Annotated in this window: 22 protein-coding genes; 20 read left to right on the top strand and 2 right to left on the bottom strand. The window is 62.5% G+C overall.

Going from position 1 to position 25,262, the window contains the following annotated elements; translation table 11 throughout:
- From narH to moaA, 5 genes are all read left to right on the top strand, one after another.
- On the top strand, positions 1-1,539 hold the full coding sequence (gene narH, locus AACY13_RS09220) for a nitrate reductase subunit beta (RefSeq protein WP_339460928.1): 1,539 nt from the start codon (positions 1-3) through the stop codon (positions 1,537-1,539).
- A 2-nt stretch (positions 1,540-1,541) separates the two neighbouring features.
- Entirely contained in the window at positions 1,542-2,297 is a 756-nt protein-coding gene (narJ, locus tag AACY13_RS09215; RefSeq protein WP_339460926.1) for a nitrate reductase molybdenum cofactor assembly chaperone, read from the top strand.
- Positions 2,290-3,093, top strand: coding sequence for a respiratory nitrate reductase subunit gamma (gene narI / locus AACY13_RS09210; protein WP_339460925.1), 804 nt, complete (start codon positions 2,290-2,292; stop codon positions 3,091-3,093). Before narJ ends, narI begins: the two co-directional genes overlap by 8 nt.
- 322 nt (positions 3,094-3,415) lie before the next feature.
- Positions 3,416-4,375, top strand: coding sequence for a peptidylprolyl isomerase (locus tag AACY13_RS09205; protein ID WP_339460923.1), 960 nt, complete (start codon positions 3,416-3,418; stop codon positions 4,373-4,375).
- Between the two features lie 213 nt (positions 4,376-4,588).
- Complete coding sequence (gene moaA / locus AACY13_RS09200) at positions 4,589-5,581, top strand: GTP 3',8-cyclase MoaA (protein WP_339460922.1); 993 nt, start codon at positions 4,589-4,591, stop codon at positions 5,579-5,581.
- A gap of 196 nt (positions 5,582-5,777) precedes the next feature.
- Here the strand turns inward: moaA and AACY13_RS09195 are convergent, their stop codons facing one another.
- Positions 5,778-6,239: a methyltransferase family protein gene (locus tag AACY13_RS09195; protein ID WP_339460921.1), complete on the bottom strand. Its 462-nt coding sequence runs from the start codon at positions 6,237-6,239 to the stop codon at positions 5,778-5,780.
- Between the two features lie 353 nt (positions 6,240-6,592).
- Here AACY13_RS09195 and AACY13_RS09190 point away from each other — a divergent pair, with 353 nt between their 5' ends.
- The 15 genes from AACY13_RS09190 to AACY13_RS09120 all read left to right on the top strand — a co-directional run bounded on the left by AACY13_RS09190 (position 6,593) and on the right by AACY13_RS09120 (position 24,511).
- Positions 6,593-8,614 carry a ribonucleoside triphosphate reductase gene (locus AACY13_RS09190; RefSeq protein WP_339460920.1) on the top strand — a complete coding sequence of 674 codons (2,022 nt, stop codon included), beginning with the start codon at positions 6,593-6,595 and terminating at the stop codon, positions 8,612-8,614.
- Between the two features lie 76 nt (positions 8,615-8,690).
- Positions 8,691-8,858, top strand: coding sequence for an anaerobic ribonucleoside-triphosphate reductase (gene nrdD / locus AACY13_RS09185; protein WP_339460918.1), 168 nt, complete (start codon positions 8,691-8,693; stop codon positions 8,856-8,858).
- A complete protein-coding gene (locus AACY13_RS09180; RefSeq protein ID WP_339460916.1) occupies positions 8,855-9,553 on the top strand; it encodes an anaerobic ribonucleoside-triphosphate reductase activating protein in 699 nt (232 codons plus the stop codon). Before nrdD ends, AACY13_RS09180 begins: the two co-directional genes overlap by 4 nt.
- A gap of 273 nt (positions 9,554-9,826) precedes the next feature.
- Entirely contained in the window at positions 9,827-11,215 is a 1,389-nt protein-coding gene (gene hemN, locus AACY13_RS09175; protein WP_339460914.1) for an oxygen-independent coproporphyrinogen III oxidase, read from the top strand.
- A 169-nt stretch (positions 11,216-11,384) separates the two neighbouring features.
- Positions 11,385-11,825 (top strand): CopD family copper resistance protein, encoded by a 441-nt coding sequence (locus tag AACY13_RS09170; RefSeq protein ID WP_339460912.1) that lies wholly within the window; start codon positions 11,385-11,387, stop codon positions 11,823-11,825.
- Positions 11,826-12,229: 404 nt separating this feature from the next.
- The gene (locus AACY13_RS09165) at positions 12,230-13,477 is read left to right on the top strand and encodes an acyl-CoA dehydrogenase family protein (RefSeq protein ID WP_339460911.1); all 1,248 of its coding nucleotides are present in this window, start codon (positions 12,230-12,232) and stop codon (positions 13,475-13,477) included.
- A gap of 279 nt (positions 13,478-13,756) precedes the next feature.
- On the top strand, positions 13,757-15,949 hold the full coding sequence (gene nosR / locus AACY13_RS09160; protein WP_445262548.1) for a transcriptional regulator NosR: 2,193 nt from the start codon (positions 13,757-13,759) through the stop codon (positions 15,947-15,949).
- 69 nt (positions 15,950-16,018) lie between these two features.
- On the top strand, positions 16,019-17,938 hold the full coding sequence (gene nosZ, locus AACY13_RS09155; protein WP_445262547.1) for a TAT-dependent nitrous-oxide reductase: 1,920 nt from the start codon (positions 16,019-16,021) through the stop codon (positions 17,936-17,938).
- Between the two features lie 300 nt (positions 17,939-18,238).
- Positions 18,239-19,501: a nitrous oxide reductase family maturation protein NosD gene (locus AACY13_RS09150; protein WP_445262558.1), complete on the top strand. Its 1,263-nt coding sequence runs from the start codon at positions 18,239-18,241 to the stop codon at positions 19,499-19,501.
- Complete coding sequence (locus AACY13_RS09145) at positions 19,498-20,424, top strand: ABC transporter ATP-binding protein (protein WP_339460908.1); 927 nt, start codon at positions 19,498-19,500, stop codon at positions 20,422-20,424. Before AACY13_RS09150 ends, AACY13_RS09145 begins: the two co-directional genes overlap by 4 nt.
- Positions 20,421-21,251, top strand: a complete 831-nt coding sequence (locus AACY13_RS09140; RefSeq protein ID WP_339460906.1) for an ABC transporter permease — start codon at positions 20,421-20,423, stop codon at positions 21,249-21,251. The genes AACY13_RS09145 and AACY13_RS09140 overlap by 4 nt, the downstream gene beginning before the upstream one ends.
- Before the next feature lie 85 nt (positions 21,252-21,336).
- Positions 21,337-21,876, top strand: coding sequence for a nitrous oxide reductase accessory protein NosL (locus AACY13_RS09135; RefSeq protein WP_339460905.1), 540 nt, complete (start codon positions 21,337-21,339; stop codon positions 21,874-21,876).
- A 33-nt stretch (positions 21,877-21,909) separates the two neighbouring features.
- Positions 21,910-22,080, top strand: coding sequence for a twin-arginine translocase TatA/TatE family subunit (gene tatA, locus AACY13_RS09130; protein ID WP_339460904.1), 171 nt, complete (start codon positions 21,910-21,912; stop codon positions 22,078-22,080).
- Between the two features lie 194 nt (positions 22,081-22,274).
- Entirely contained in the window at positions 22,275-23,465 is a 1,191-nt protein-coding gene (locus AACY13_RS09125; protein ID WP_339460902.1) for an NnrS family protein, read from the top strand.
- A gap of 302 nt (positions 23,466-23,767) precedes the next feature.
- Positions 23,768-24,511, top strand: coding sequence for an SDR family NAD(P)-dependent oxidoreductase (locus tag AACY13_RS09120; RefSeq protein WP_339460901.1), 744 nt, complete (start codon positions 23,768-23,770; stop codon positions 24,509-24,511).
- A 119-nt stretch (positions 24,512-24,630) separates the two neighbouring features.
- Here AACY13_RS09120 and AACY13_RS09115 read toward each other — a convergent pair whose 3' ends face one another.
- A complete protein-coding gene (locus tag AACY13_RS09115; protein WP_339460900.1) occupies positions 24,631-24,951 on the bottom strand; it encodes a c-type cytochrome in 321 nt (106 codons plus the stop codon).
- Positions 24,952-25,262 lie beyond the last annotated feature (311 nt).

Below are 25,262 nucleotides of genomic sequence, written 5' to 3'. Positions count from 1 at the left end.
ATGAAAATTCGTTCACAAGTCGGCATGGTCCTCAACCTGGACAAGTGCATCGGTTGCCACACCTGCTCGATCACCTGCAAAAACGTCTGGACCAGCCGCGAAGGCATGGAATACGCCTGGTTCAACAACGTCGAAACCAAGCCTGGGATCGGCTACCCCAAGGAATGGGAAAACCAGGACAAGTGGAAGGGCGGCTGGATCCGCAACAAGGACGGCTCGATCAACCCGAAGATCGGCGGCAAGTTCCGCGTGTTGGCGAACATCTTCGCCAACCCGGACCTGCCAAGCATCGACGACTACTACGAGCCGTTCGATTTCGACTATCAGCATCTGCACACCGCGCCGCTAGGCGAACACCAGCCGACCGCACGGCCGCGCTCGGTGATTTCCGGCAAGCGCATGCAGAAGATCGAGTGGGGCCCGAACTGGGAAGAAATTCTCGGCACCGAGTTCGCCAAGCGCCGCAAGGACCAGAACTTCGACCAGATCCAGGCCGACATTTATGGCGAGTATGAAAATACTTTCATGATGTACCTGCCGCGTCTGTGCGAACACTGCCTCAACCCGACCTGCGCGGCATCCTGCCCGAGCGGGGCGATCTACAAGCGCGAAGAGGACGGCATCGTCCTGATCGACCAGGAAAAGTGCCGCGGCTGGCGCATGTGCATCAGCGGCTGCCCGTACAAGAAGATCTACTTCAACTGGAAGAGTGGTAAATCCGAGAAGTGCATCTTCTGCTACCCGCGCATCGAGGCCGGCATGCCGACCGTGTGTTCGGAAACCTGCGTCGGTCGCATCCGCTACCTCGGCGTACTGCTGTACGACGCCGACCGCATCCACGAAGTGGCCAGCACGCCGAACGAGCAGGACCTCTACCACAAGCAACTGGAGATGTTCCTCGACCCGTTCGACCCGAAAGTCATCGCCCAGGCCCTGGCCGACGGCGTGCCGATGTCGGTGATCGACGCCGCGCAGAAGTCGCCGGTGTACAAGCTGGCGGTGGACTGGAAGCTGGCCCTGCCGCTGCACCCGGAATACCGCACGCTGCCGATGGTTTGGTACGTGCCGCCACTGTCGCCGATCCAGAACGCCGCGACCGCCGGCACCGTGGGCATGAACGGGGTGATCCCGGATGTCGACAGCCTGCGTATCCCGCTGCGTTACCTGGCCAATCTGCTCACCGCCGGCGATGTGCGCCCGGTCAAGTTGGCCCTCAAGCGTCTGCTGGCGATGCGCGCCTACAAGCGCTCCGAGCAGGTCGATGGCGTGCAGGATCTGCAGGTGCTGGCCGATGTAGGCCTGAGCGTGGCCCAGGTCGAAGACATGTACCGCTACCTGGCCATCGCCAACTACGAAGACCGTTTCGTCATCCCCAGCGCACACCGTGAGGAGGCGACCAGCGATGCCTTCGCCGAGCGTTCCGGTTGTGGCTTCAGCTTCGGCAGCGGTTGCAGCGGCAGCTCGGACACCAACATGTTCGGCGCGAAGAAGGCCAACCAACGCGACATCCTTAAAACCGTGCAGTTGTGGGAGGACTGAGCATGCAAATTCTTAAAGTGATTTCACTGCTGCTGGATTACCCGACCGAGCAGTTGCTGGAAGGCCGGGCCGAGCTGGCCCAGGCCATCGATGCCGCGCGCGAGATCAGCCCGCAGCAACGCAGCGCGCTGCAGGAGTTGCTGGCGCTGATCGGCGATAACGACCTGATGGATGGCCAGGAACACTACGGCGCGTTGTTCGGCCGTGGTCGTTCGCTGTCGCTGCTGCTGTTCGAGCATGTGCATGGCGAGTCCCGCGACCGCGGCCAGGCCATGGTCGACATGATGGCGCAGTACGAAGCCGCCGGTTTCGCCATCGGCATCAAGGAACTGCCGGACTACATCCCGCTGTACCTGGAATTCCTCTCCACCCGCGAGGATCTGGAGGCCCGCGAGGGCCTGGCCGATGTCGGTCATCTGCTGGCCCTGTTGGCAACCCGTCTGGATGAGCGTGAAAGCGCTTACGCCAGCTGCTTCCGCGCGCTGCTGCAGATTGCCGGGGTGGAGCCGCAACAGGCCATGGCCGAGATCCGCGAACAGGTCGCCGCCGAGGTTCGCGACGACTCGCTCGAAGCCCTCGACAAGATCTGGGAAGAGGAGGCCGTGGATTTCCTCCAGGCCGAGCAGCAGGACCGTTGCCCAAGCCAGACGACGATGCCGGGCAAGGCCCGCGAAGAAGTGCCGGTGCCGCTGCACTGGGTGGATTTCAATCAGGATGGGTTGGCCACCGAGCTGCCCCAGGAGGTGCGCAATGTCTAACATCAATCTGTTGGCCTTCGGGGTCTATCCCTACATCGCCCTGGCCATCTGCATTATCGGCAGCTGGGCGCGTTTCGACCTGTCGCAGTACAGCTGGAAGGCCGGCTCGAGCCAGATATTCGCCCGTTCTGCGGCCGAGCAACGCTATATGCGCATCGCCAGCAACCTGTTCCACGTCGGCGTGCTGTTTGTCCTGGCCGGTCACTTCGTCGGCCTGTTGATGCCCGAGGCGCTCTACCACTCGGTGATCAGCACGCAGAACAAGCAGTTGCTGGCGATGGTTTCCGGTGGCTTCTTCGGCATGCTCTGCCTGATCGGCCTGCTGATGCTGCTCAAGCGTCGTCTCGGCGACCCGCGGGTACGGGCCAGCTCCAGCACCTCGGACATTCTGGTGTTGGTGGTGCTGCTGGCGCAGCTGGTCCTCGGCCTGCTGACCATCGTTGTTTCGACCAGCCATATGGATGGTTCGGTGATGGTGATGCTGGCCAACTGGGCGCAGTACACCGTGACCCTGCAGCCCGTGGCCGCTGCCGCCTCCATCGCGCCGGTGGGTCTGGTTTACAAACTGCACGTGTTCCTCGGCCTGAGCCTGTTCGTGCTGTTCCCCTTCACCCGTCTGGTGCACATCGTCAGCGCACCGGTGTGGTACCTGGGCCGGCGCTACCAGATCGTCCGCCAGAAGGCTGTACGCCCGGTAGCCGCACGGCCACCGAAAGCGCGCCAGTTCGAAGAGCCGGTTCGTGAAGCGCAAGGACAAACGGCACCCGCTTTCGCCTTGAAGGCCAAGGATGCCTGAGCCCTTGCCCTGGCAGGCGCAAACGCGCAGGCCGGGGCGCGGCAGGTAGCCAAATAATCAATTAACGAGGTAACGATCATGGGATGTGGATGCGGTGGTGGTAATGCGGGGCAGGGTGGTTGCGGTGGGCAAAAGCAGCCCGTCGAACATTCGGCAGATGCACCCGTGGTGCAGCAACAGGCACCCGAATCGCGGCCCTCGGCCGACGAGCCGGAAGCCGAGCTGGAAAACGTAGAAACCGAGCAAGCGAAATAGTCGCAACAAAGAAGCACACGAGCGGATGCCGAACACAGCAGCCGCTCCACGAATCGAGGAACAGGTCATGGCATGTGGATGTGGTGGTAGCAATGCGGGGCAGGGCGGTTGTGGCGATGTCAAAGCGCCGCCCGCAATGCTCGAAACTGAACTGGCCCATGAACTGGCAGCCCCTGCCGTGAACGCGGTGGTTGAGCAGCAAGCGGCGGCAGATGCCGAACCGCTGCTGATCGCCAGCAGCGAGCAGGAGTGGCCGCGCATTCGGGTCAACGGCGTGACCATCGCCCCTGAAGCCATGGCCCAGGAGCTGCAATATCACCCGGCTGAAAGCCGCGAGGAGGCATTGTTCCTCGCTGCTCAGGCACTGGTGATCCGTGAGCTGTTGCAGCAGCGCATCAATGAGCTGGGCCTGAGCGTGACGCCCGCACCCGGGCAGAGCGAAGAAGAAGCCGCGACTGCGCTGCTGATTGAGCGCGAAGTGATGCTGCCCGAGTGCGACGAGGAAAGTTGCCAGCGCTACTACCAGCACAACAGCGCCCGCTATGCCACCGCGCCGCTGTTGGCAGCGCGGCATATCCTGCTCGAGTGCGCGCCGGAGGATGCCGAGGCCCGTAGCCTGGCGAAAGACAAGGCGGACAGCCTGCTGGCCTTGCTGCAGGAAGATGCCGGGCGTTTCGCCGAACTGGCGCAAGCTCATTCGGCCTGCCCGTCCAAGGCCCAGGCCGGTTCTTTGGGGCAGATCAGCAAGGGCCAGACCGTGCCCGAGTTCGAACGGCAGCTGTTCAAACTGCCGGCCGGGCTGGCCAGCCAACCGATCGAAAGCCGCTACGGCTGGCATGTGGTCAGCATCGACCAACGTCTGGAAGGCAAGCTGCTGCCCTACGAAATAGTCGCCGACTCGATTCGCGCGTTGCTGGAACAAGGCGTATGGCAAAAAGCCGTGGCCCAGTACCTGCAAACCCTGATCGGCGCGGCGGATATCGTCGGTATTCAACTGCAGGGTGCCGATTCGCCGCTGCTGCAATAGCAACAGTCGCGAATGGGTAGGGTGGATAAGGCCTTTTTCATCCACCATCGCTGTGGCCCGCGTGCGGGAGGGGCTTTAGCCGCGATGGTTGTTCCCAGTGGGTAGGGTGGATAACGCTGTTTTCATCCACCAGCGCGATGGCTGGATACCCTACAAAATTGCAGACCTAACACTGGATGCGAACAGCAACAAGCAGCAGGCATAGGAGGACGGATGGACACACAACTGCAGGATGGCTTCGGCCGCACTATCGATTACCTGCGCATGTCGGTCACCGACCGCTGTGATTTCCGCTGTGTCTATTGCATGGCCGAAGACATGACCTTCCTGCCGCGCCAGCAGGTGCTCGGCCTGGAAGAACTCTACCGCCTGGCGGCGTTGTTCGTCGGCCTCGGCGTGAAGAAGATTCGCCTGACCGGCGGCGAACCCCTGGTGCGCAGCGGCATCGTCGACCTGTGCCAGCGCGTCGCCGCCTTGCCCGGCCTGCGCGAGCTGGTGATGACCAGCAACGGCTCGCAACTGGTAAAACTGGCCAAGCCGCTGGCCGATGCCGGGGTCAAACGTCTGAATATCAGCCTCGACAGCCTCGACCCGGGAAAATTTCGCGGCATCACCCGTACCGGTAGCCTGCGCCAGGTGCTGGACGGCATCGAAGCGGCGCGTGATGCCGGCTTCGAGCGAATCAAACTCAACGCGGTGGTGATGAAAGGGCGCAACTTCGATGAAGTGCTGCGCCTGGTCGACTACGCCATCGCACGTCAGCTGGATATCAGCTTTATCGAAGAAATGCCCCTGGGCGATGTCGGCCGTTCGCGCGGCGAGTCCTATTGCTCCAGCGAGGAAGTACGCACCCTGATCGCCAGCCAGCATGAGCTGATCGACAGCGCCGAACACAGCGGCGGCCCGGCCCGTTATATCCGCCTCAAGGATCATGCCGATACCCGCATCGGCTTTATCTCACCGAATTCGCACAACTTCTGCAGCACCTGCAATCGCGTGCGCCTGACCGTGGAAGGCCGCCTGCTGTTGTGCCTCGGCCACGAGAACTCCATCGACCTGCGTGCCCTGGTGCGCCGCTACCCGCTGGACGATCAGCCGATCATCGAGGCGGTGCAGCAGGCCCTGCAACGCAAGCCACTGCGCCATGAATTCAGCGCCGATGGCGAGGTGAAGATCCTGCGCTTTATGAATGCCAGCGGCGGTTAAAACATGCCGATGCCGGGCACCGCTGAATGGCGGGTCGTCCCCCTTATACCCTCCCTTTTGGCCGCGCTGAGCGGCCTTTTTTTGCTTATATCGCCGCTGAAGACGAAACCCGTAGGGTGCGCCGTGCGCACCAACCGACCACTAGCAGCGCGTCGGCACAACAGCCTGTAAGCGCTCTGCAGCCGGGCACTATGGTTCACAACCAGCGGCGAACTGTGGATTTATAGCGGTCGAATTCAGCACCAAAGAGTTCCGCAAGCGCACGTTCCTCCGCGGCGATCTGCAAGCGGTTCATATAGAGGATAAACCCCAGTACCCCAACCAGCGCCCAGGGCGATGCCAGAAACACCGCCCAGGCAGCGAGAAACAGGGCAAAGCCCAGGTACATCGGGTTGCGCGAAACCCGATAGATGCCCGAACTCACCAGCGCTGATGCGCTTTCCGGCTTCAGCGGATTGACCGTGGTTCTGGCCCGGCGGAACGACAGCACACCGGCCAGGCAGAAGAACACGCCCAGCACCAGCAAGGTCGCCGTGGTGACCAGGCGCAGCGTGTCGCTCACTGCAACCTTCGGCAGCACAGCGGCAAGGGCCCACATACAAAGCGCGAACAGCGTCGCGACCAGTGGTGGCGGAATCCGCTTTTCTAGTGTTGGCATGGATGCTGTCCTTGAACTGGGCTGGGCTGCAGGGTAGGGCGGGCCGGCAGGTTCAGTAAAGCGTCGATCAGTGCCCTACGACACCCCGCACAAAATTTCGGACACGACGGTATGGCTTTGCAGGCTATGCCGTGCGCACCGTTTGCCTGTAGTACCCGGTGCGCGCGGCGCACCCTACGGGTTAGGTGTCCGGCTGAGCTACGGGGGTTGCTGCCAACGCTGAAGCTGGCCGGCTCGGAGCGTTCCGTGGATCTTGATCGAGATCAAGCTCGGCTGGCGGTTTATCGGGTAACTTTCACTGCATATTGTGGTTTCAGATAAATAAATATCTATATGTAGTGTTAGGAGGCGACATGCTCAGCCCGGTTAAAGCCCTTCATCCTCAGCAGTTGTGCAAGCGCGATGGCAGCATCGCGGCGTTCGATCTCGGCAAGATTCGTCAGGCGATCATTGCGGCGGGCGAGGCCAGTGGCGAGTTCGACGAGGCGCTGGCGGGGGAGTTGGCCGAAGCTGTGCTGCTGCGCCTGCTGGACTTGCCCAGTATCGATGTCGAGCAGGTGCAGGATCGCGTCGAGCGGGTGTTGATGGAGGCCGGTTTCTACCAGACCGCGCGCGCCTATATCGTTTACCGCGAGCGCCACGGCCGCTTGCGCCGCGACCGCAAGGCGCTGGTGGATGTGGCGGCGTCGATGAACGAATACCTGTCGCGCGAGGACTGGCGGGTACGGGCCAACGCCAACCAGGGCTATTCCCTTGGCGGCCTGATTCTTAACGTATCGGGCAAGGTCACCGCCAATTACTGGCTGGACGAGGTGTACAGCGAGGCCATCGGCCAGGCGCACCGCGAGGCCGATCTGCATGTCCATGACCTGGACATGCTCGCCGGCTACTGCGCTGGCTGGTCGCTACGCAGCTTGCTCAACGAGGGTTTCAACGGCATTCCCGGGCGGGTCGAGGCGGGGCCGCCCAAGCACCTGTCCAGCGCCCTGGGGCAGATGGTCAACTTCCTCGGTACGCTGCAGAACGAGTGGGCCGGCGCTCAGGCCTTCAGCTCCTTCGACACCTACCTGGCCCCCTATGTGCGCAAGGACAACCTGGGTTTTGCCGAGGTGCGCCAGGCGATTCAGGAATTTATCTACAACCTCAATGTGCCGTCGCGCTGGGGCACCCAGACGCCGTTCACCAACCTGACCTTCGACTGGGTGTGCCCGGAAGACCTGCGCGAGCAGATCCCCTATATCGGCGGGGTGGAGATGCCCTTCGCCTACGGCGATCTGCAGGCCGAGATGGAGCTGATCAACCGCGCCTATATCGAGGTGATGCAGGCCGGCGACGCCATGGGCCGAGTCTTCACCTTCCCGATCCCGACCTACAACATCACCCATGACTTTCCCTGGGACAGCGAGAACGCCGACCGCCTGTTCGAGATGACCGCGCGCTACGGCCTGCCGTACTTCCAGAACTTCCTCAACTCGGACATGCAGCCCAACCAGGTGCGTTCGATGTGCTGCCGCCTGCAACTGGACGTGCGCGAACTGCTCAAGCGCGGTGGCGGCCTGTTCGGTTCGGCCGAGCAGACCGGTTCGCTGGGGGTGGTGACGATCAACTGCGCGCGCCTCGGCTACCTCTATAAAGGCGACACCCAGGGCCTGCTCAAGCGCCTCGACCAGTTGATGGAGCTGGCGATGGAGAGCCTGGAGGTCAAGCGCAAGGTGATCCAGCACCATATGGACGCCGGCCTCTACCCCTATACCAAGCGTTACCTGGGCACCCTGCGCAATCACTTCTCGACCATCGGCCTGAATGGCCTGCACGAGATGCTGCGCAACTTCAGCGGCGACGAGGAGGGCATGCATACGCCCAAGGGCCGCCAGTTCGCCCTGCTGCTGCTCGACCATGTGCGGGCCACCCTGGTGCGTTTCCAGGAGGAAACCGGGCAGATGTACAACCTCGAGGCCACGCCGGCCGAGGGCACCACCTACCGCTTCGCCAAGGAAGACCGCAAGCGCTACCCGGACATTCTCCAGGCCGGCACCTTTGATGCACCGTACTACACCAATTCCTCGCAATTGCCGGTGGGCTTCACCGATGACCCCTTCGAGGCGCTGGAACTGCAGGACGAGCTGCAATGCAAATACACCGGCGGCACCGTGCTGCACCTGTATATGGCCGAGCGGATTTCCTCGACCGAGGCCTGCAAGCAACTGGTGCGCAATGCCCTGGGGCGTTTCCGCCTGCCGTACCTGACGATTACCCCTACTTTTTCCATCTGTCCGGTACACGGCTACCTGGATGGCGAACACGAGTTCTGCCCGAAATGCGACGAGGTGCTGCTGCACAAGCAGCAAAGCTGCGCCGAGAAGGCCGGCGGCTGATCGCGGCTGAAGCCCCTCCCACAAAGCGTGGCGCAGGCCTGAATGTTTCCGTTTCCCCACAGCAAGGAGCGACACCATGCAAAACACTCAGCAACTCCCCGAAGCCCAACGCCAACGCTGCGAAGTCTGGACCCGGGTGATGGGCTATCACCGCCCGGTCACCGCCTTCAACCCGGGCAAGCAGTCCGAGCACCTCGAACGTCAGCACTTCACCGAAGCGGCGGCGCGAGTACGCGCTGCGTGAGCAGAGCGCTACGGGTCGGGGGCATGGTGCCCCTGACCACCCTCGACTACCCCGGGCTGCTGGCCTGCGTGCTGTTCTGCCAGGGCTGCGCCTGGCGCTGTCGTTACTGTCACAACCCGGACCTGATCGGCGCTCGCGGCGAGCAGGAAATCCCCTGGGCGCAGGTTCTGGAGTTTCTCCGCCGGCGTCAGGGTTTGTTGCAGGCGGTGGTGTTCAGCGGCGGTGAAGCGACCCTGCAAGGCGGCCTGGTGCCGGCGATGGACGAGGCGCGTGCGTTGGGTTATCGCATAGGCCTGCACAGCGCCGGAATCAAACCCTGGGCCTTCGCCTGGGCATTGAAAGCGGTGGACTGGGTCGGTTTCGATATCAAGGCGCTGGCCGAAGATGCCGAGCTGATCACCGGCGTCAGCGGCAGCGGCAAGGCCAACTGGCGCAGCCTGGAACACCTGCTGACCAGCGGCGTGGACTACGAATGCCGCACCACCGTGCATTGGCACCTGCTGGATGTGGACAAGCTCTGGCGCATCGGCCAGCGCCTGCACGCCTTCGGCGTCGAACGCTTCGCCGTGCAGCTGGTGCGCAGCGCGCGCATGCTCGACCCGGAGCTGCCCATGAGCGCGACGCCGAACGAGGCGGGCGAGTTGTGGCAGCGCCTGGAACAGCTGTTTCCCCATTTCGAGTTGCGCGATCACTGATTGCAACGCCGACATTCCCCTCGTTAGCCGCCGAACGGGACGGGACTGTGCGCGAGAATTGACTCTCGTCAGGTGTGCCATCGGAGGGGGGCCGTACAATCGCGACATTATTGCCAGCTATAGCGGCTGGCAGCGCGGGCACCCCGCCAGCCGCAGTTGCGGTCATCCTGTTTATGCCTCCCTCATCCGGCGCTTTGCGCCACCTTCTCCCGGAGGGAGAAGGGCAACAGGAGGTCGTCGCTACGCGACTTTCACTATTAGAGGTGGTCGAACATGGCCCAATCGCTGAGTTTTGATCGCGCCCTGGTCGAGAAATACGATCGTCCGGGGCCGCGCTATACGTCCTATCCGACGGCACCGCAGTTCCACCAGGCCTTCGCCATGGACGACTACCAGAGCGCCGCCCAGGCCAGCAACCAGGCCATCGCGCCCAAGCCGCTGTCGCTGTATATCCATATCCCGTTCTGCCAGAGCCTCTGTTACTACTGCGCCTGCAACAAGATCATCACCCAGAAGACCCATCGCGCGGTCGAGTACCTGGATTACCTCAAGCGCGAGATCGCCATGCAGGCGGCGCTGTTCGACGGCACGCGCAAGCTGACCCAGCTGCATTTCGGCGGCGGCACGCCGACCTACCTGACCGGCGAGCAACTGGCCGACCTGATGGACTGCCTGCACCAGGCGTTCGACATGGACGACAGCGACGAGCACGAGTTTTCCATCGAGGTCGACCCGCGCACCATCAGCCCCGAGCGTATTCATGAACTGCGTGCGCAGGGCTTCAATCGCCTGAGTTTCGGCGTGCAGGACTTCGATGCGGATGTGCAGGCGGCGGTCAACCGGGTGCAGAGCGAGGAGCAGGTCTACGCCCTGGTCGCCGCGGCGCGCGAAGCGCAGTTCAAGTCGGTCAGCGTCGACCTGATCTACGGCCTGCCGCTGCAGACCGTGGCCAGCTTTGACGTCACCCTGAGCAAGATCATCGCCCTGCGTCCGGACCGCATCGCCGCCTACAGCTACGCGCACCTGCCGGAACTGGTGAGGGCGCAGCGCTTGATCCGCCGCGAGGACATGCCGCCACCTGAGCGCAAGCTGGAATTGTTGGAACTGACCATCGAGCGCCTTACCGCCGCCGGCTATGTGTATATCGGCATGGACCATTTCGCCCTGCCGGACGACGAGCTGGCATTGGCGCGCGCCAACGGCACGCTGCAGCGCAACTTTCAGGGTTATTCCACCCATGCCGATTGCGACCTGATCGGCCTCGGCGTGTCCTCGATCGGCAAGGTCGGCGACAGTTACAGCCAGAGCGTCAAGGAACTCTCGCAGTATTACGCGCGCATCGACCAGGGGCTGCTGCCGGTGCATCGCGGCTACCGCCTGAACGCCGACGATATGCTGCGCCGCGAGGTGATCAGCGACCTGATGTGCCACGGCCGCATCGACTTCGCCCGGATCGAGGCGCGTCACGGTATCGACTTCAAGGACTACTTCGCCGATGCCCTGACCGCGCTCGACGAGCATGTGACCGATCGCCTGGTGCAAATCCACGACGACGCGTTGCTGCTGTTGCCGCAAGGGCACCTGATGATGCGCAGCGTGGCCATGGCCTTCGATGCCTATCTTGGCAAGGCGCAGAAGGGCAACTTCTCGCGCACGGTGTAAATGCGGTTGTAGGAGCCGGGGGGACGCCTAGTCATTGCTGGCGATCTTGCGATCTTGGCAGAACAAAAAGCATCGCCAGCAAGCTGGCTCCTACAGTTTGCTGCGCGACAGCGCTCCATCGAAGACGGCGGGAAATCTCCTACCAATACCGGCTCACTAGGAATCTGCAATGAGCTATTCACTCCTGCATACCTTGCACCTGCTCGGTGCTATCGCCTTTATCGGCACGCTGTTCTTCGAGGTGATCATCCTCGCCAAGGTCAAGCCGCAGCTCGCTCCCGGCGCGCTGGTCGAGTTGGAACAGGCGCTCGGCAAACGCACGCGCACGGTGCTGCACTGGGTGGTGCTACTGGTCTACGGTGCCGGCTTCGGCCTGGCCTGGCAGCACCGCCAGGCCCTGAGTGATCCCTTCGCCAGCAGCTTCGCCACCTTGCTCAGCCTGAAGATCGTCCTGGCCGTCAGCCTATTTCTCAGTTTCGGCCTGGTCGCCATGCTGCTGCGCTCGGGACGCATGACCCCGAGCCTGTACCGCAAGCTGCACTGGGCCGTGCTGGCGCAGATGCTCGGCATCGTCCTGCTGGCCAAGGGCATGTTCTATATCCAGTGGTAGCGGGATCGCGGCCAGGGCCGCTGCTACAAAATGCATACGGTTGGGTAGATCCTATGTTTATTCGCAAGGCTGCGACCTCGTAGGGTGGATGACGCTTTACCCATCCACCAACCGCGATGGTGGATGAAAACGGCGTCAGCTACGCGCCCCGATCCACCCTACATAGCCACCGTAGCCCGGATGAAATCCGGGGCAGCGATAGCAGCCATAAAACCGCTGCCGGATTGCATCCGGGCTACAAAAGCCCTAACAGCTTTCCCGCCTGCGGTAATGATTTCGATCAAGCTTGCGCGCCTGCTGAGCGGCTGTGATGGGCAGCGATTCAGGCGGGCGAGTATCCTGGGTTTTGCCCAGATGGCGGCCTACCGTAGTGCCTCAACCCGATGATCGATACGAGGTTCGCCATGCACTTTGCCTATAGCCCCCGCACCGAAGCACTGCGTCTGCAGCTGCGCAATTTCATGGACGCCCATATAGTGCCGCGCATCGGCGAATGGCATGCGGCGGTGGCGGCCGGGCAGTTTCCAGTGCCCTTTATGGCCGATCTCAAGGCCCTGGCGCGCAGCGAGGGGTTGTGGAACCTGTTCCTCCCGGCGCTGGGCGCGGACGAACCAGGCACGGCCTTGAGCAACCTGGAATACGCCCCGCTGGCGGAGATCATGGGTCGTGTGCATTGGGCCTCCGAGGTGTTCAACTGCAACGCACCGGACACCGGCAATATGGAGCTGCTGCACCTGTTCGCTACCCCCGAGCAACGCGTGCGCTGGTTGCTGCCGTTGCTCGACGGCGAGATCCGCTCGGCCTTCGCCATGACCGAGCCGGATGTGCCTTCATCGGACGCCAGCAACATCCAGACCCTGATCCGCCGCGATGGCGACGACTATGTGATCAACGGGCGCAAGTGGTTTATCACCAATGCCTCGCACCCCGACTGCAAGCTGCTGATCGTCATGGGCAAGACCGACCCGGACGCCGACGCCCATCGCCAGCAGAGCATGATTCTGGTGCCATTCGACACGCCCGGCGTCGAGCTGCTGCGCAATATCCCGGTGATGAACCATATCGCCCCGGAAGGCCATAGCGAACTGCTGCTGCGCGATGTGCGGGTGCCGGTTAGCAATCTGCTGGGCGAGGAGGGCGCGGGTTTCATGATGGCCCAGGCGCGCCTCGGCCCGGGACGGATTCACCACTGCATGCGTTCGATCGGCATGGCCGAGCTGGCCCTGGAGCTGATGGTCGAGCGCTGTCAGGAGCGCAAGGCCTTCGGCAAGTACCTGCACCAGTACGCCAATATCGGCGACTGGATCGCCGAGTCGCGCATCGAAATCGAACAGGCGCGGCTGCTGGTGCTGAAGACCGCCTGGATGATCGACGAAGTCGGGGCCAAGGCCGCGCGCAAGGAGATCGCCATGATCAAGGCCTTGGTGCCAGGCATGCACACCCGCGTGGTCGACCGCGCCATGCAGGTCTACGGTGCAATGGGCCTGACCCCGGACACGCCGCTGGCCGATATGTGGACCACCGGCCGCGCCCTGCGCTTCGCCGACGGCCCGGACCAGGTGCATCTGCGCAGCATCGCCCGTTTGGAGCTTAAAGCCAGTGAAGCCACGCGCGGTGCGACTGCCGCGTATTTGACGCCGTACGGGGTTTGACCGGAGTTGTCGGGTGTCATTCAAGAGCATTGTGATATCGCTGGACCCGATGCCCTGATGCGTTAGCCCGGCCGGCCGCCATGGTGGGTTACGCCATCATTGAAAGTGCAATGCAATGGATGACCGCGGCAGGTGCCCAACCCACCGGACCTGCGGGTGGTCAGCCCCGCCCCGGAGCGCATCAGCGGCGGTTTGTCGCAACTTGATTGTGGTCAAGGGCAGGGCGAGGAAGCCTCCCTACCATGGCCGCACAATCCTGTTGCATAAGCCGAACCGCCAATGACCAGCCACCTGCCGATTACCTCCCACTTGCCGTGTTCATGGGTAGTGCGGCTGTTGATCCTGCTGGGGCTGCTGTTCGCTGCCATGCCCGGCGTGCAGGCCAAGCCTTACGGAGAGATCGAACAGCAACGCATCGACTTGTTCTTCCCCGACGCCGATGCGCCGTCCGAGCCGCAAGGCGAATTCAATGTGCGCACCCTGTCCAGCGGCGACGAGGTGCTCGGCTATGTGTTCCAGAGCCTGGATGTGGTCGATATTCCGGCCTATTCCGGCAAACCGATCAATATGCAGGTGATCCTCGACACCGCCGGCGTGATTCAGGACGCCTATGTGCTCGAACACCATGAGCCGATCCTGCTGATTGGCATCCCCGAAGCCAAGCTGCATGCCTTCAACGCCAAGTACAAAGGCATCAAGGTCAACCAGCGGGTGGTAGTCGGTCGCTCCGGCGACCCGGACGCGGTGACCGTCGATGCGGTGACCGGTGCCACAGTAACGGTGATGGTGGTCAACGAGGTGGTGATGCGCGCCGCGCACAAGGTGGCGGTGTCGCTCGGTCTGGTCGAGGAGGCTGCCGGCCTGGCGCAGAAGCCCGCCACCGTGCGTATGGATAACTACCAGAGCGCCGATTGGCCGCAGCTCACCGGCAACGGTGCCATCCGCCGCCTGCACCTGACCCGTGGCCAGATCGACGAAGCCTTCAAAGGCACCGAAGCGCAAGGGGTGGACGTTGCCGCACCCGAGCAAGTCGACGAGACCTTTATCGATCTCTATACCGCGCACCTGAATGCGCCGACCATCGGCCGCAATCTGCTCGGCGACAACCAGTACCGTTTCCTGATGGAGCAGCTCAAGCCCGGCGAGCAGGCGATTGCCGTACTGGGCAGCGGCGAGTATTCGTTCAAGGGTTCGGGCTACGTACGCGGCGGCATTTTCGACCGGGTGCAGCTGCGCCAGTTCGGCGAAACCATCAGCTTCCATGACCGTGATTTCGAACGTCTGAGCGATGTCTATGCCGAGGGCATGCCGGACTTCAAGGAGATGGCGATCTTTATCGTGCGCGAGCCGTCGGGCTTCGATCCGGGCTCGCCATGGTCCCTGGAACTGCTGGTGAAGCGCCAGACCGGCCCGATCAGTGGCATCTTCAGCAGCTTCGAGCTGCCCTATCAGATGCCCGAGGAATACCTCGAACGGCCGCTGCCGACCGCTGCCGAGCTGGCCGCGATCGAAGAGGCCAACCGGCCGTTATGGTTGAGCATCTGGTACCAGAAGAGCTTTCAGATCGGCGTGATTCTGGTCGCCTTGCTGCTGCTCACGGTGATCCTGTTCCTGCAGGACAAGTTCACCCAGCGCCCGCAATTCCTGCATTGGCTGCGTCGCGGCTACCTGATCTTCACCGTGGTATTTATCGGTTGGTACGCCCTGGGTCAGCTGTCGGTGGTCAACGTGCTGACCTTCGTTCACGCCCTGGTGCAGGACTTCCGCTGGGAGCTGTTTCTCACCGACCCGGTGATCTTCATTCTCTGGACCTTCACCGCCGCCAGCATTCTGCTCTGGGGCCGCGGCGTGTTCTGCGGCTGGCTGTGCCCGTTCGGCGCACTGCAGGAGCTGATCAACGAGGCGGCACGCAAGCTCAAGGTGCCGCAGTACGAACTGCCCTTCGCCGTGCATGAGCGACTGTGGGCGATCAAGTACATCATTCTCTTGCTGCTGTTCGGCCTGTCCCTGGAGTCGCTGTCCAGCGCCGAGCGCTTCGCCGAGGTGGAACCGTTCAAGACCGCCATCACCCTCAAGTTCGATCGCCAATGGTGGTTCGTGCTCTACGCGGTGTTGCTCCTGGTGATCAATATCTTCACCCGCAAGGTTTACTGCCGTTACATCTGCCCGCTGGGCGCGGCGTTGGCCATTCCGAGCAAGTTTCGCCTGTTCGACTGGCTCAAGCGCCGTAAGGAATGCGGCAACCCCTGCCAGCTGTGCGCCAAGGAATGCGAGATCCAGGCGATCCACCCGGACGGCCATATCAATGCCAACGAGTGCCATTACTGCCTCGATTGCCAGATGACCTATCACAACGACGACAAGTGCCCGCCGCTGATTCTGAAGAAAAAGAAACGCGGCAAGCCGGTGCCGTCGCGGCCCGATTCGAAAACCCCCGATTTGATCCCGGTAGTACAAGTGGTCGTCCCCTGAGCGCGCCTTTCGGCAACCAGGGTACGGCCTGCTCGACCGTCAGTTTTATCCAGTCAAGGAGCAGAACCCGTGAACGATAAAGAGTCGAAAAACAACACCCCGAAAGGCGCAGCCGAAGAGCTGGAAAAGCCCGGCTTGAGTCGCCGCGGATTTCTCGGCGCATCGGCCATCACCGGTGCGGCAGTGGCTGCTACGGCGCTTGGCGGTACTGTGATGACCCGCGAATCCTGGGCCGCTGCGGTCAGCGAGTCGAAGGCGAAGATTCATGTCGGCCCAGGCGAGCTGGACGATTACTACGGTTTCTGGAGCGGTGGCCACCAGGGCGAAGTGCGCGTAGTGGGTGTGCCTTCGATGCGCGAACTGATGCGCATCCCGGTGTTCAACGTCGACTCGGCCACCGGCTGGGGCCTGACCAACGAAAGCAAGCACATCATGGGTGACAGCGCCAAGTTCCAGAACGGCGATTGTCACCACCCGCACATCTCCATGACCGACGGCAAATACGACGGCAAGTACCTGTTTATCAACGACAAGGCCAATAGCCGGGTCGCGCGTATCCGTCTGGATATCATGAAGTGCGACAAGATGATCACCGTGCCCAACGTCCAGGCCATCCACGGCCTGCGTCTGCAGAAGGTGCCGTACACCAAATATGTGTTCGCCAACGCCGAGTTCGTTATTCCGCACCCCAACGATGGCAGCACCTACGATCTGCAGGACAAGAACAGCTACACCATGTTCAACGCCATCGACGCCGAGACCATGGAAATGGCCTTCCAGGTCATAGTCGACGGCAACCTGGACAACACCGACGCCGACTATACCGGTAAGTACGCCGCCTCCACCTGCTACAACTCGGAGAAGGCCTACGACCTGGGCGGCATGATGCGCAACGAGCGCGATTGGGTGGTGGTGTTCAACATCGAACGTATCGAAGCGGCGATCAAGGCCGGCAAGTTCACCACCCTCGGCGACTCCAAGACGCCGGTGGTCGACGGCCGCGAAGGCTCGCAGCTGACCCGTTACATCCCGGTGCCGAAGAACCCGCACGGCTGCAACACCTCGTCCGACGGCAAGTACTTCATCGCCAACGGCAAGCTGTCGCCGACCGTGTCGATGATCGAAATCGCCAGGCTCGACGATCTGTTCGACGACAAGCTCAAGGACCCGCGCGATGCCATCGCCGCCGAACCAGAGCTGGGTCTGGGCCCGCTGCACACCACCTTCGACGGTCGCGGCAACGCCTACACCACGCTGTTTATCGACAGCCAGGTGGTCAAGTGGAACATGGCCGAGGCCGTGCGCGCCTACAAGGGCGAGAAGGTCAACTACATCAAGCAGAAGCTCGATGTGCACTACAACCCGGGGCACATTCACGCCTCGCTGTGCGAAACCAGCGAAGCCGACGGCAAGTGGCTGATCGCCCTGAGCAAGTTCTCCAAGGACCGCTTCCTGCCGACCGGCCCGCTGCACCCGGAAAACGATCAGCTGATCGATATCTCCGGCGACGAAATGAAGCTGGTGCACGACGGCCCGACGTTTGCCGAACCGCACGACTGCACCATGGCGCGCCGCGACCAGATCAAGACCCGCAAGATCTGGGACCGTAACGACCCATTCTTCGCCCCCACGGTCGAGCGGGCGAAGAAGGACGGCATCAACCTGGAGACCGACAACAAGGTCATCCGCGAGGGCACCAAGGTCCGCGTGTACATGACTTCGATGGCACCGTCCTACGGGCTGACCGAGTTCAACGTCAACCAGGGCGATGAAGTCACCGTGACCATCACCAACATCGACCAGATCGAGGACGTGTCCCACGGTTTTGTCATGGTCAACCACGGTGCGAGCATGGAAATCAGCCCGCAGCAGACCGCCTCCATCACCTTTATCGCCGACAAGCCGGGGCTGCATTGGTACTACTGCAGCTGGTTCTGCCACGCCCTGCATATGGAAATGGTCGGCCGCATGATGGTTAAGCCGGCGTGATGGCGTCGCTCCGTAAGGGGAACTAGCGGGGATCTTCACGGCGGATGCGGTCTGCTCCCCTCTACCTCCGGGAGAGGGGCTGGGGGTGAGGGGCTTTGTGAGGGTAATCAAGGCCGGCATTGTCGATGATCCGACCGATAACCCAACCCCTCACCCTAACCCTCTCCCCAGAGGGACGAGGGGACTGGTCGGAGTTAGCCGTGCGATCGCGCAACAGGTAACGGATACATATCCATTAACAAAAACCAGGTAACCGCAGTGCTCAGACCTCAGGCAATCGTTTCGCTTTACGCCGCTGCGCTGTCGCTGTTTATTTTCTGCGGCGCTGCCCAGGCGGCACCGCAACCCATTACCGCACTGCCGCTACAGGCGCAGGGCGACAATCGCTGGCGGCTGCCCGCCGGCGAGTATCAGGGCTCGTTCAGTATCGACCAGCCGATGCATATTCTTTGCGAACCCGGAGCCGTGTTGCAGGGGCAAGGGCAGGGCAACGGTCTGATCATCAGCGCGCCCGAGGTGACCGTCGAAGGCTGCACGCTGCTCGACTGGGGCCGCGATATGACCGCGATGAACGCCGCCATATTTATCCAGCCCAAGGCCAGCGGCACGCTGATCAAAAACAACCGCATGCAGGGTCCGGGTTTCGGCATCTGGGTCGACGGCACGGCGGATGTCAGCCTGATCGGCAACCGCATTCAGGGCGATGCCAGCATCCGCTCGCAGGATCGCGGCAACGGTATCCACCTGTACGGGGTGCGCGGTGCCAAGGTCATTGACAACCAGGTGCGCGATGCCCGCGACGGTATCTATATCGATACTTCGAACGGCAACCTGCTCGAAGGCAACACCCTGGAAGACCTGCGCTACGGCGTGCACTACATGTTCTCCAACGATAACCAGGTGCTCGGCAACACCACCCGCCGCACCCGCACCGGTTATGCGCTGATGCAGAGCCGCAAGCTGATGGTGATCGGCAATCGCTCCGAACAGGACGAGAACTACGGCATCCTGATGAACTACATCACCTATTCCACCATCCGCGACAACTTCGTCAGCGACGTGCGCAGCGGCTCGACCGGCGACAGCATGATCGCCGGTGCCGAAGGCAAGGCGCTGTTCATTTACAACTCGCTGTTCAACAGCATCGAGCACAACCACTTCGAACGCAGCGCCCTGGGCATTCACCTGACCGCCGGCTCCGAGGACAACCGCATCGTCGGTAACGCCTTCGTCGACAACCAGCAACAGGTCAAGTACGTCGCGGTGCGTACCCAGGAATGGTCAGTGGCGGGGCGCGGCAACTACTGGAGCGATTACCTCGGCTGGGACCGCGACGACGACGGCCTCGGCGATGTCGCCTACGAACCCAACGACAATGTCGACCGTCTGCTGTGGCTGTACCCGCAAGTGCGCCTGTTGATGAACAGCCCGGGCATCGAGTTGCTGCGCTGGGTGCAGCGCGCCTTTCCGGTGATGAAATCCCCTGGCGTGCAGGACAGCCACCCGCTGATGCAACTGCCGACCGCCGATCTGCTGCAAGCTAGCCAGGAGCCAACGCCATGAATGCCGTCGAAATCGAAGACGTCAGCCATCACTACGGCAGCATGACCGTACTGCACGACTTGAACCTGTGCCTGGGCGAGGGCGAAGTGCTCGGTCTGTTCGGTCACAACGGCGCTGGCAAGACCACCAGCATGAAACTGATTCTCGGCCTGCTGCAGGCCAGCAGCGGCCGGGTGCAGGTGCTCGGGCGCAGTCCGAACGACTCGCTGGTGCGCCGTCAGCTCGGCTATTTGCCGGAGAACGTGACCTTCTATGCGCAACTCAGTGGCCGCGAGACTCTGCGTCATTTCGCCCGCCTCAAAGGCGCGCCACTGAGCCAGGTGGACGAGTTGCTGGAGCAGGTCGGCCTGGCCGCGGCCATGGATCGACGGGTCAAGACCTACTCCAAGGGCATGCGCCAGCGTTTGGGCCTGGCCCAGGCACTGCTTGGCACGCCGCGCCTGTTATTGCTCGACGAGCCCACGGTCGGCCTCGATCCCATCGCCACCCAGGATCTTTACCAACTGCTCGACCGTCTGCGCCAGCAAGGCACCAGCATCATTCTCTGTTCCCATGTGTTGCCGGGGGTCGAGGCGCATATCAATCGCGCGGCGATCCTCGCCCATGGTCGTTTGCAGGCGGTCGGCAGCCTGGCCAGCCTGCGCGCGGATGCCGGCTTGCCCGCGTTGATCCGCGCCAGCGGTTTGCAGCACAGCGAAAAACTGCTGCAGCGCTGGCACGCCGACGGGCATAAGGCCCGCACCCTGGGTGCCGACGGCATCGAGGTGGTGGCGATCAACGGCCACAAGATTGAATTGCTACGCGAACTGCTTGGCGAGAGCGGTGCCCTGGACATAGACATTCATCAACCGTCGCTGGAAGACCTGTACCGCCACTATATGGATCACGCCCAGGCTAGGCAGGCAGAGGAGGGCGCGCGATGAACACGGTCTGGAATATCGCCCGCAAGGAACTTAGCGACGGCCTGCGCAACCGCTGGTTGCTCGCCATCAGCCTGTTGTTCGCAGTGCTGGCGGTGGGCATCGCCTGGCTCGGCGCGGCGGCGTCCGGGCAACTGGGCTTTACCTCTATTCCGGCAACCATCGCCAGTCTGGCCAGCCTGGCCACCTTTCTGGTGCCGCTGATCGCGCTGTTGCTGGCCTACGACGCCATCGTCGGCGAGGACGAGGGCGGCACTTTGATGTTGTTGCTGACTTACCCCCTGGGCCGCGGCCAGCTGCTGCTGGGCAAGTTCGTCGGCCATGGCCTGATTCTGGCGCTGGCCACCCTGATCGGCTTCGGCTGCGCCGCCTTGGCCATCGGCGTACTGGTCGAGGACGTCGAACTGGGCCTGCTGGCCTGGGCCTTCGGCCGCTTTATGTTGTCCTCGACCTTGCTTGGCTGGGTATTCCTGGCCATGGCCTATGTGCTGAGCAGCAAGGTCAGTGAAAAATCCAGCGCCGCCGGGCTGGCCCTGGGCCTGTGGTTCCTCTTCGTGCTGGTGTTCGACCTGGCTTTGCTGGCACTGCTGGTGCTGAGCGAAGGCAAGTTCAACCCGGATCTGCTGCCCTGGTTGCTGTTGCTCAACCCGGCCGACGTCTACCGGCTGATCAACCTGTCCGGCTTCGAGGGCAGCGGCAGCGCGGTCGGCGTGATGGCCCTGGGCGGCGACCTGCCGGTTGACGGTGGCTTGCTGTGGCTGTGCCTGCTGCTGTGGGTTGGCGCGCCGCTGTTGTTGGCCTATTGGCTGTTTCTGCGCCGGCCGACCTGATGTTTGCCTGCGCCGTGCTCCGGCGTCTGGCCTGGTGCGCACGGCGCATCCTACGGGACCTGTTTCGGATATGGAGAAAGCAACAATGAACAACCTGTCTATACGCACGGCGCGGACCCTGTTCGCAGTGCTGCTCGGTCTGCTGCTGGCGGCCTGCAACGAGCCTAAAGCCGTGCAGCAAGACCTTGCTCCGGTGGCCTTTCACAACGGCGACGAGTGCCATGTGTGCGGCATGATCATCACCGATTTCCCCGGGCCCAAGGGCCAGGCGCTGGATAAGTCCGGGGTGAAGAAATTCTGCTCCGCCGCCGAAATGCTCGGCTGGTGGCTGCAACCGGAAAACCGTGTCGGCGCTGTCAGGCTCTATGTGCACGACATGGGCCGTAGCGACTGGACCAAGCCCGACGACAGCCAGCTGATCGACGCCACCCAGGCGTTTTATGTGATCGGCCTCGGCGACAGCGGGTTGAAGGGTGCCATGGGCGCGGTGCTGGCCTCGTTCGCCGATGAGCAGGCGGCCGGCAAACTGGCCGCCATCCACGGTGCCCGGGTGTTACGCTTCGAGCAGATCGACCAGGACGTGCTGCAACAGGCCGCGGCCACGCAGCATATGGGCATGCACTGAGCACTTTCACCACTCACAAAAGAGGCAATCCCCATGGGTATCAGTATCTGGCAACTTCTGATCGTGCTGCTGATCGTGGTCATGCTGTTTGGCAGCAAACGCCTGCGCAGCCTGGGCTCGGACATTGGTGGCGCAATCGGCGGCTTTCGCAAATCGATGGGCCGCGACGATGCTCCGCAGCCGCCGGAGTCGAAGCAGCCGTAGCTCGCTACGCCGCCCAGACCTGATGCTTTGCGCTGGCCTGGCGCGCAAAGCTGATCGCGGTCAAGTCGTCCAGGCCCATGCTTCCTGTAAAAAGAACCTAACGGCTACCAATACCCTCGTGGCTGCGATGTCCCGGTTGGTGCTACCCAAACAGCTGCTTGCCGGGCGCTTGACGATCTTTTCAGGAGGCTGCAGTGAACATTATCGACCGGCGTACCGCCCTGAGTATTGCGCCCATCTGGCGACTGGCCTTTCGCCCGTTTTTCCTCGCCGGCAGCCTGTTCGCCTTATTTGCCATTGCCCTCTGGGTGCTGGCCTGGAGCGGCAATGGGCCTGACTGGCAACCCGTCGGTGGCTGGCTCGCCTGGCACCGCCACGAAATGCTGTTCGGCTTCGCCACCGCCATAGTGGCCGGCTTTCTGCTGACCGCGGTGCAGACCTGGACCGGTCAACCGGGCCTGAGCGGCACGCGCCTGATACTGCTCGCCAGTCTCTGGCTGGCGGCGCGCCTGGGGTGGTTATTCGGTTTGCCCCTGGTGCTGCTGATTCCGCTCGAGCTGGGCTTTCTGCTCGCGGTGGCCGGCCTGATGGCGCGCATGCTCTGGGTGGTGCGACAGAAGCGCAACTATCCGATCGTCGTGGTGCTGTGCCTGCTGGCTGCGGCCAATGCCTTGCTTCTGGTCGGCCTGGCTCAGGGCGACGATGAGCTGCAGCGGCGTGGCGTGTTGGCCGGGTTGTGGCTGATTGCGGCACTGATGGGCCTGATCGGCGGCCGAGTGATTCCCTTCTTCACCCAGCGCGGTCTGGGTCGCCTCGAGGCGGTAAAGCCCTGGATGTGGCTGGACATTGCCCTGCTGCTCGGCACCGCCCTGATCGCCGCACTCTACGCCAGCGGCCTGGCCCTGCAGGCACATGCTCTGCTGGCCGGGTTGTTCCTGGCGGTGGCGGCGGGGCATCTGCTGCGTCTGGCGCGCTGGTACGACAAGGGTATCTGGACGGTGCCACTGCTGTGGTCGCTGCACCTGGCGATGCTCTGGCTGGTGGTTGCCTGTATCGGTCTGGCGCTGTGGCATGCCGGCTTGCTGACGACGCCCAGCTCGGCCTTGCACGGTTTGACCATGGGGGCCATGAGTGGGCTGATTCTGGCCATGATCGCCCGCGTGACTCTGGGCCATACCGGGCGGCCGCTAGAACTACCGGCCGGCATGGCGGCGGCCCTGGTGTTGTTCAACCTGGCTTGCGTGGCACGGGTCTTCGTCTACCCGCAATGGCCGCTGGCAGGGCTGTGGCTGTCGGCAACCGGCTGGTCGCTGGCGCTGGCCATCTATGCCTGGCGCTATGCGCCGATGCTGGTCAAGCCACGGGTGGATGGTCACCCGGGCTGAGGGCCCAGGCGGCGCGCTGAACTCAGACGCGCCAGGCCCTTGCTCATGCCGCACCGCGTTACCCAAGTACTGATATCCGCTTGCCTGTGCCTAGTGGCCTGTACGGCGAGTTGGTTAATTCAAGTTCGGATGACTGAGGTTCTGAGACAAGGCGCTGCGACGAGTCATAGCTGGCTATGGTGAGGAGCAGCAACGCTGTATCAGGGCCTCAGGAGCCGAAATTGACTAATTGAGCTCGTCACACAGGCCACTTGTGCGTGGGCGGCCTTACCGCTCGCTATTGCCGAGCACCGGAGAAGCTGATGAAAACCGAATTTCAGGATCGTCTGGCCGTCGTCACCGGAGCCAGTTCAGGGATCGGCCTAGCCTTATGCGCGGCTTTGCTGCAACGCGGTGCCCGGGTGCTGGCCATGTCACGTAGCCTGGGCGGCCTGCAGGACCTGATACAAAGCTACCCGGAACGCCTGGTCTGGCATGCCGGTGACGTGACCTCTAGCGAGGATCTGGCCAGCCTCGGCCTGCGCGCCGCGCAGCTGGGCCCGGTGGATTATCTGGTGCCCAATGCCGGCATCGCCGAGCTGGCCGAAAGCCTCGATCTGGCTGCATTCGATCGACAGTGGGCGGTCAATGGTGCCGGTGCATTGAACACCCTGGCGGCGCTACGCGACGCGCTGGCGGCCACCAGTTCGGTGGTATTCATCAGCAGTTTTCTTACCCGTTCGAGCTTTCCCGGTCTGGCCGCCTATATCGCCAGCAAGGCGGCGCTCAGTGCCCAGGCGCGCACCCTCGCGGTTGAGTTCGCGCCACTCGGTGTGCGCATCAACCTGGTCTCGCCAGGGCCCACGGCAACGGCAATCTGGGGCACTCTGGGGTTGAGCGATGAACAATTGGACGAGGTCGCCGACAGCGTCGCCCAGCGCTTGCTGCCGGGCCACTTTCTCGATGCGGCGGCTGTCGCCAGCGTGATCCTGTTCCAGTTGTCGGCCGGCGCGCGCGGTGTCTATGGCCAGGATTGGGTGGTCGATAACGGCTATGGCTTGAGCTAAAAGGCTGCCCGAAAAAACTGTAGGAGCCAGGGGGCTCCTACAGTTGATGGATTCTACTTGAGAAGGAAGAGCCGCTGTTACTGAGTGTCAGGACACCGGGAGTCTGCCCGCTCAGCTGGTTACTTGAGCCCCAGTACCCATTCGGCAAGGATCTTGGCTTCTTCATCGGTGACCGGGTTAGCCGGCATCGGCATCGGGCCCCAGTTGCCCTGGGTGCCGTTCTTAATTCGCCCGGCCAGCAATTCGACGGCACCTTCGGTGCCCGCGTATTTGGCGGCGACTTCTTTCAGCGCCGGGCCAACCATCTTCATGTCGATGTTGTGGCATGCCGCGCAGGGCTTGCTCTTGAACAGCGCTTCGGCTTCAGCGTCTGTGGCGAAGGCGGGTTGCACGCTCAGCGCCGCCCCCAGGGCGAACAATGGAATCAGGACTTTCTTCATGATGACTATTTCCTCAAGGCTATTGAGAGCAGGGCAAAGACCCTGCCAATTTCGCTACAGTTACGGTTTTGCGTCTTCTTCTAGGTGCTGCTCAAGCCTCTCGCTGCGAGCACTAATCTCAGCAGTTATGGGTATTGACCCGTGATGTTCGTAAAGGGTTCGTATATGAGGCGTGACACTGGTAATGACAGCTGTGCCAACGCTCACTCAATTCAACTCTGGGGGCAGCATAACCAGGCCGATTGCCGATGGGCTTGACCGCAATCAAGAGTTGCCTGCACGCGGCTTGAGGGCCGTAGCGGGTCGCGGGT

It is taken from the genome of Pseudomonas sp. EA_105y_Pfl2_R69, from assembly GCF_963970915.1.
Lineage (GTDB): Bacteria > Pseudomonadota > Gammaproteobacteria > Pseudomonadales > Pseudomonadaceae > Aquipseudomonas.
The sequence above is the reverse complement of the archived record's forward strand: the minus strand, read 5'-3'. Positions and strand labels throughout refer to the sequence as shown.

Excerpts from the sequence above, each read along its gene's own strand:
- nosR (WP_445262548.1), top strand. The coding sequence starts at position 13,757 with ATGACCAGCCACCTGCCGATTACCTCCCACTTGCCGTGTTCATGGGTA.
- AACY13_RS09190 (WP_339460920.1), top strand. The coding sequence starts at position 6,593 with ATGCTCAGCCCGGTTAAAGCCCTTCATCCTCAGCAGTTGTGCAAGCGC.
- AACY13_RS09120 (WP_339460901.1), top strand. The coding sequence starts at position 23,768 with ATGAAAACCGAATTTCAGGATCGTCTGGCCGTCGTCACCGGAGCCAGT.
- AACY13_RS09165 (WP_339460911.1), top strand. The coding sequence starts at position 12,230 with ATGCACTTTGCCTATAGCCCCCGCACCGAAGCACTGCGTCTGCAGCTG.
- narJ (WP_339460926.1), top strand. The coding sequence starts at position 1,542 with ATGCAAATTCTTAAAGTGATTTCACTGCTGCTGGATTACCCGACCGAG.
- AACY13_RS09170 (WP_339460912.1), top strand. The coding sequence starts at position 11,385 with ATGAGCTATTCACTCCTGCATACCTTGCACCTGCTCGGTGCTATCGCC.
- tatA (WP_339460904.1), top strand. The coding sequence starts at position 21,910 with ATGGGTATCAGTATCTGGCAACTTCTGATCGTGCTGCTGATCGTGGTC.
- moaA (WP_339460922.1), top strand. The coding sequence starts at position 4,589 with ATGGACACACAACTGCAGGATGGCTTCGGCCGCACTATCGATTACCTG.
- narH (WP_339460928.1), top strand. The coding sequence starts at position 1 with ATGAAAATTCGTTCACAAGTCGGCATGGTCCTCAACCTGGACAAGTGC.
- AACY13_RS09195 (WP_339460921.1), bottom strand. The coding sequence starts at position 6,239 with ATGCCAACACTAGAAAAGCGGATTCCGCCACCACTGGTCGCGACGCTG.
- hemN (WP_339460914.1), top strand. The coding sequence starts at position 9,827 with ATGGCCCAATCGCTGAGTTTTGATCGCGCCCTGGTCGAGAAATACGAT.
- AACY13_RS09135 (WP_339460905.1), top strand. The coding sequence starts at position 21,337 with ATGAACAACCTGTCTATACGCACGGCGCGGACCCTGTTCGCAGTGCTG.
- narI (WP_339460925.1), top strand. The coding sequence starts at position 2,290 with ATGTCTAACATCAATCTGTTGGCCTTCGGGGTCTATCCCTACATCGCC.
- AACY13_RS09115 (WP_339460900.1), bottom strand. The coding sequence starts at position 24,951 with ATGAAGAAAGTCCTGATTCCATTGTTCGCCCTGGGGGCGGCGCTGAGC.
- nrdD (WP_339460918.1), top strand. The coding sequence starts at position 8,691 with ATGCAAAACACTCAGCAACTCCCCGAAGCCCAACGCCAACGCTGCGAA.
- AACY13_RS09140 (WP_339460906.1), top strand. The coding sequence starts at position 20,421 with ATGAACACGGTCTGGAATATCGCCCGCAAGGAACTTAGCGACGGCCTG.
- AACY13_RS09205 (WP_339460923.1), top strand. The coding sequence starts at position 3,416 with ATGGCATGTGGATGTGGTGGTAGCAATGCGGGGCAGGGCGGTTGTGGC.
- AACY13_RS09145 (WP_339460908.1), top strand. The coding sequence starts at position 19,498 with ATGAATGCCGTCGAAATCGAAGACGTCAGCCATCACTACGGCAGCATG.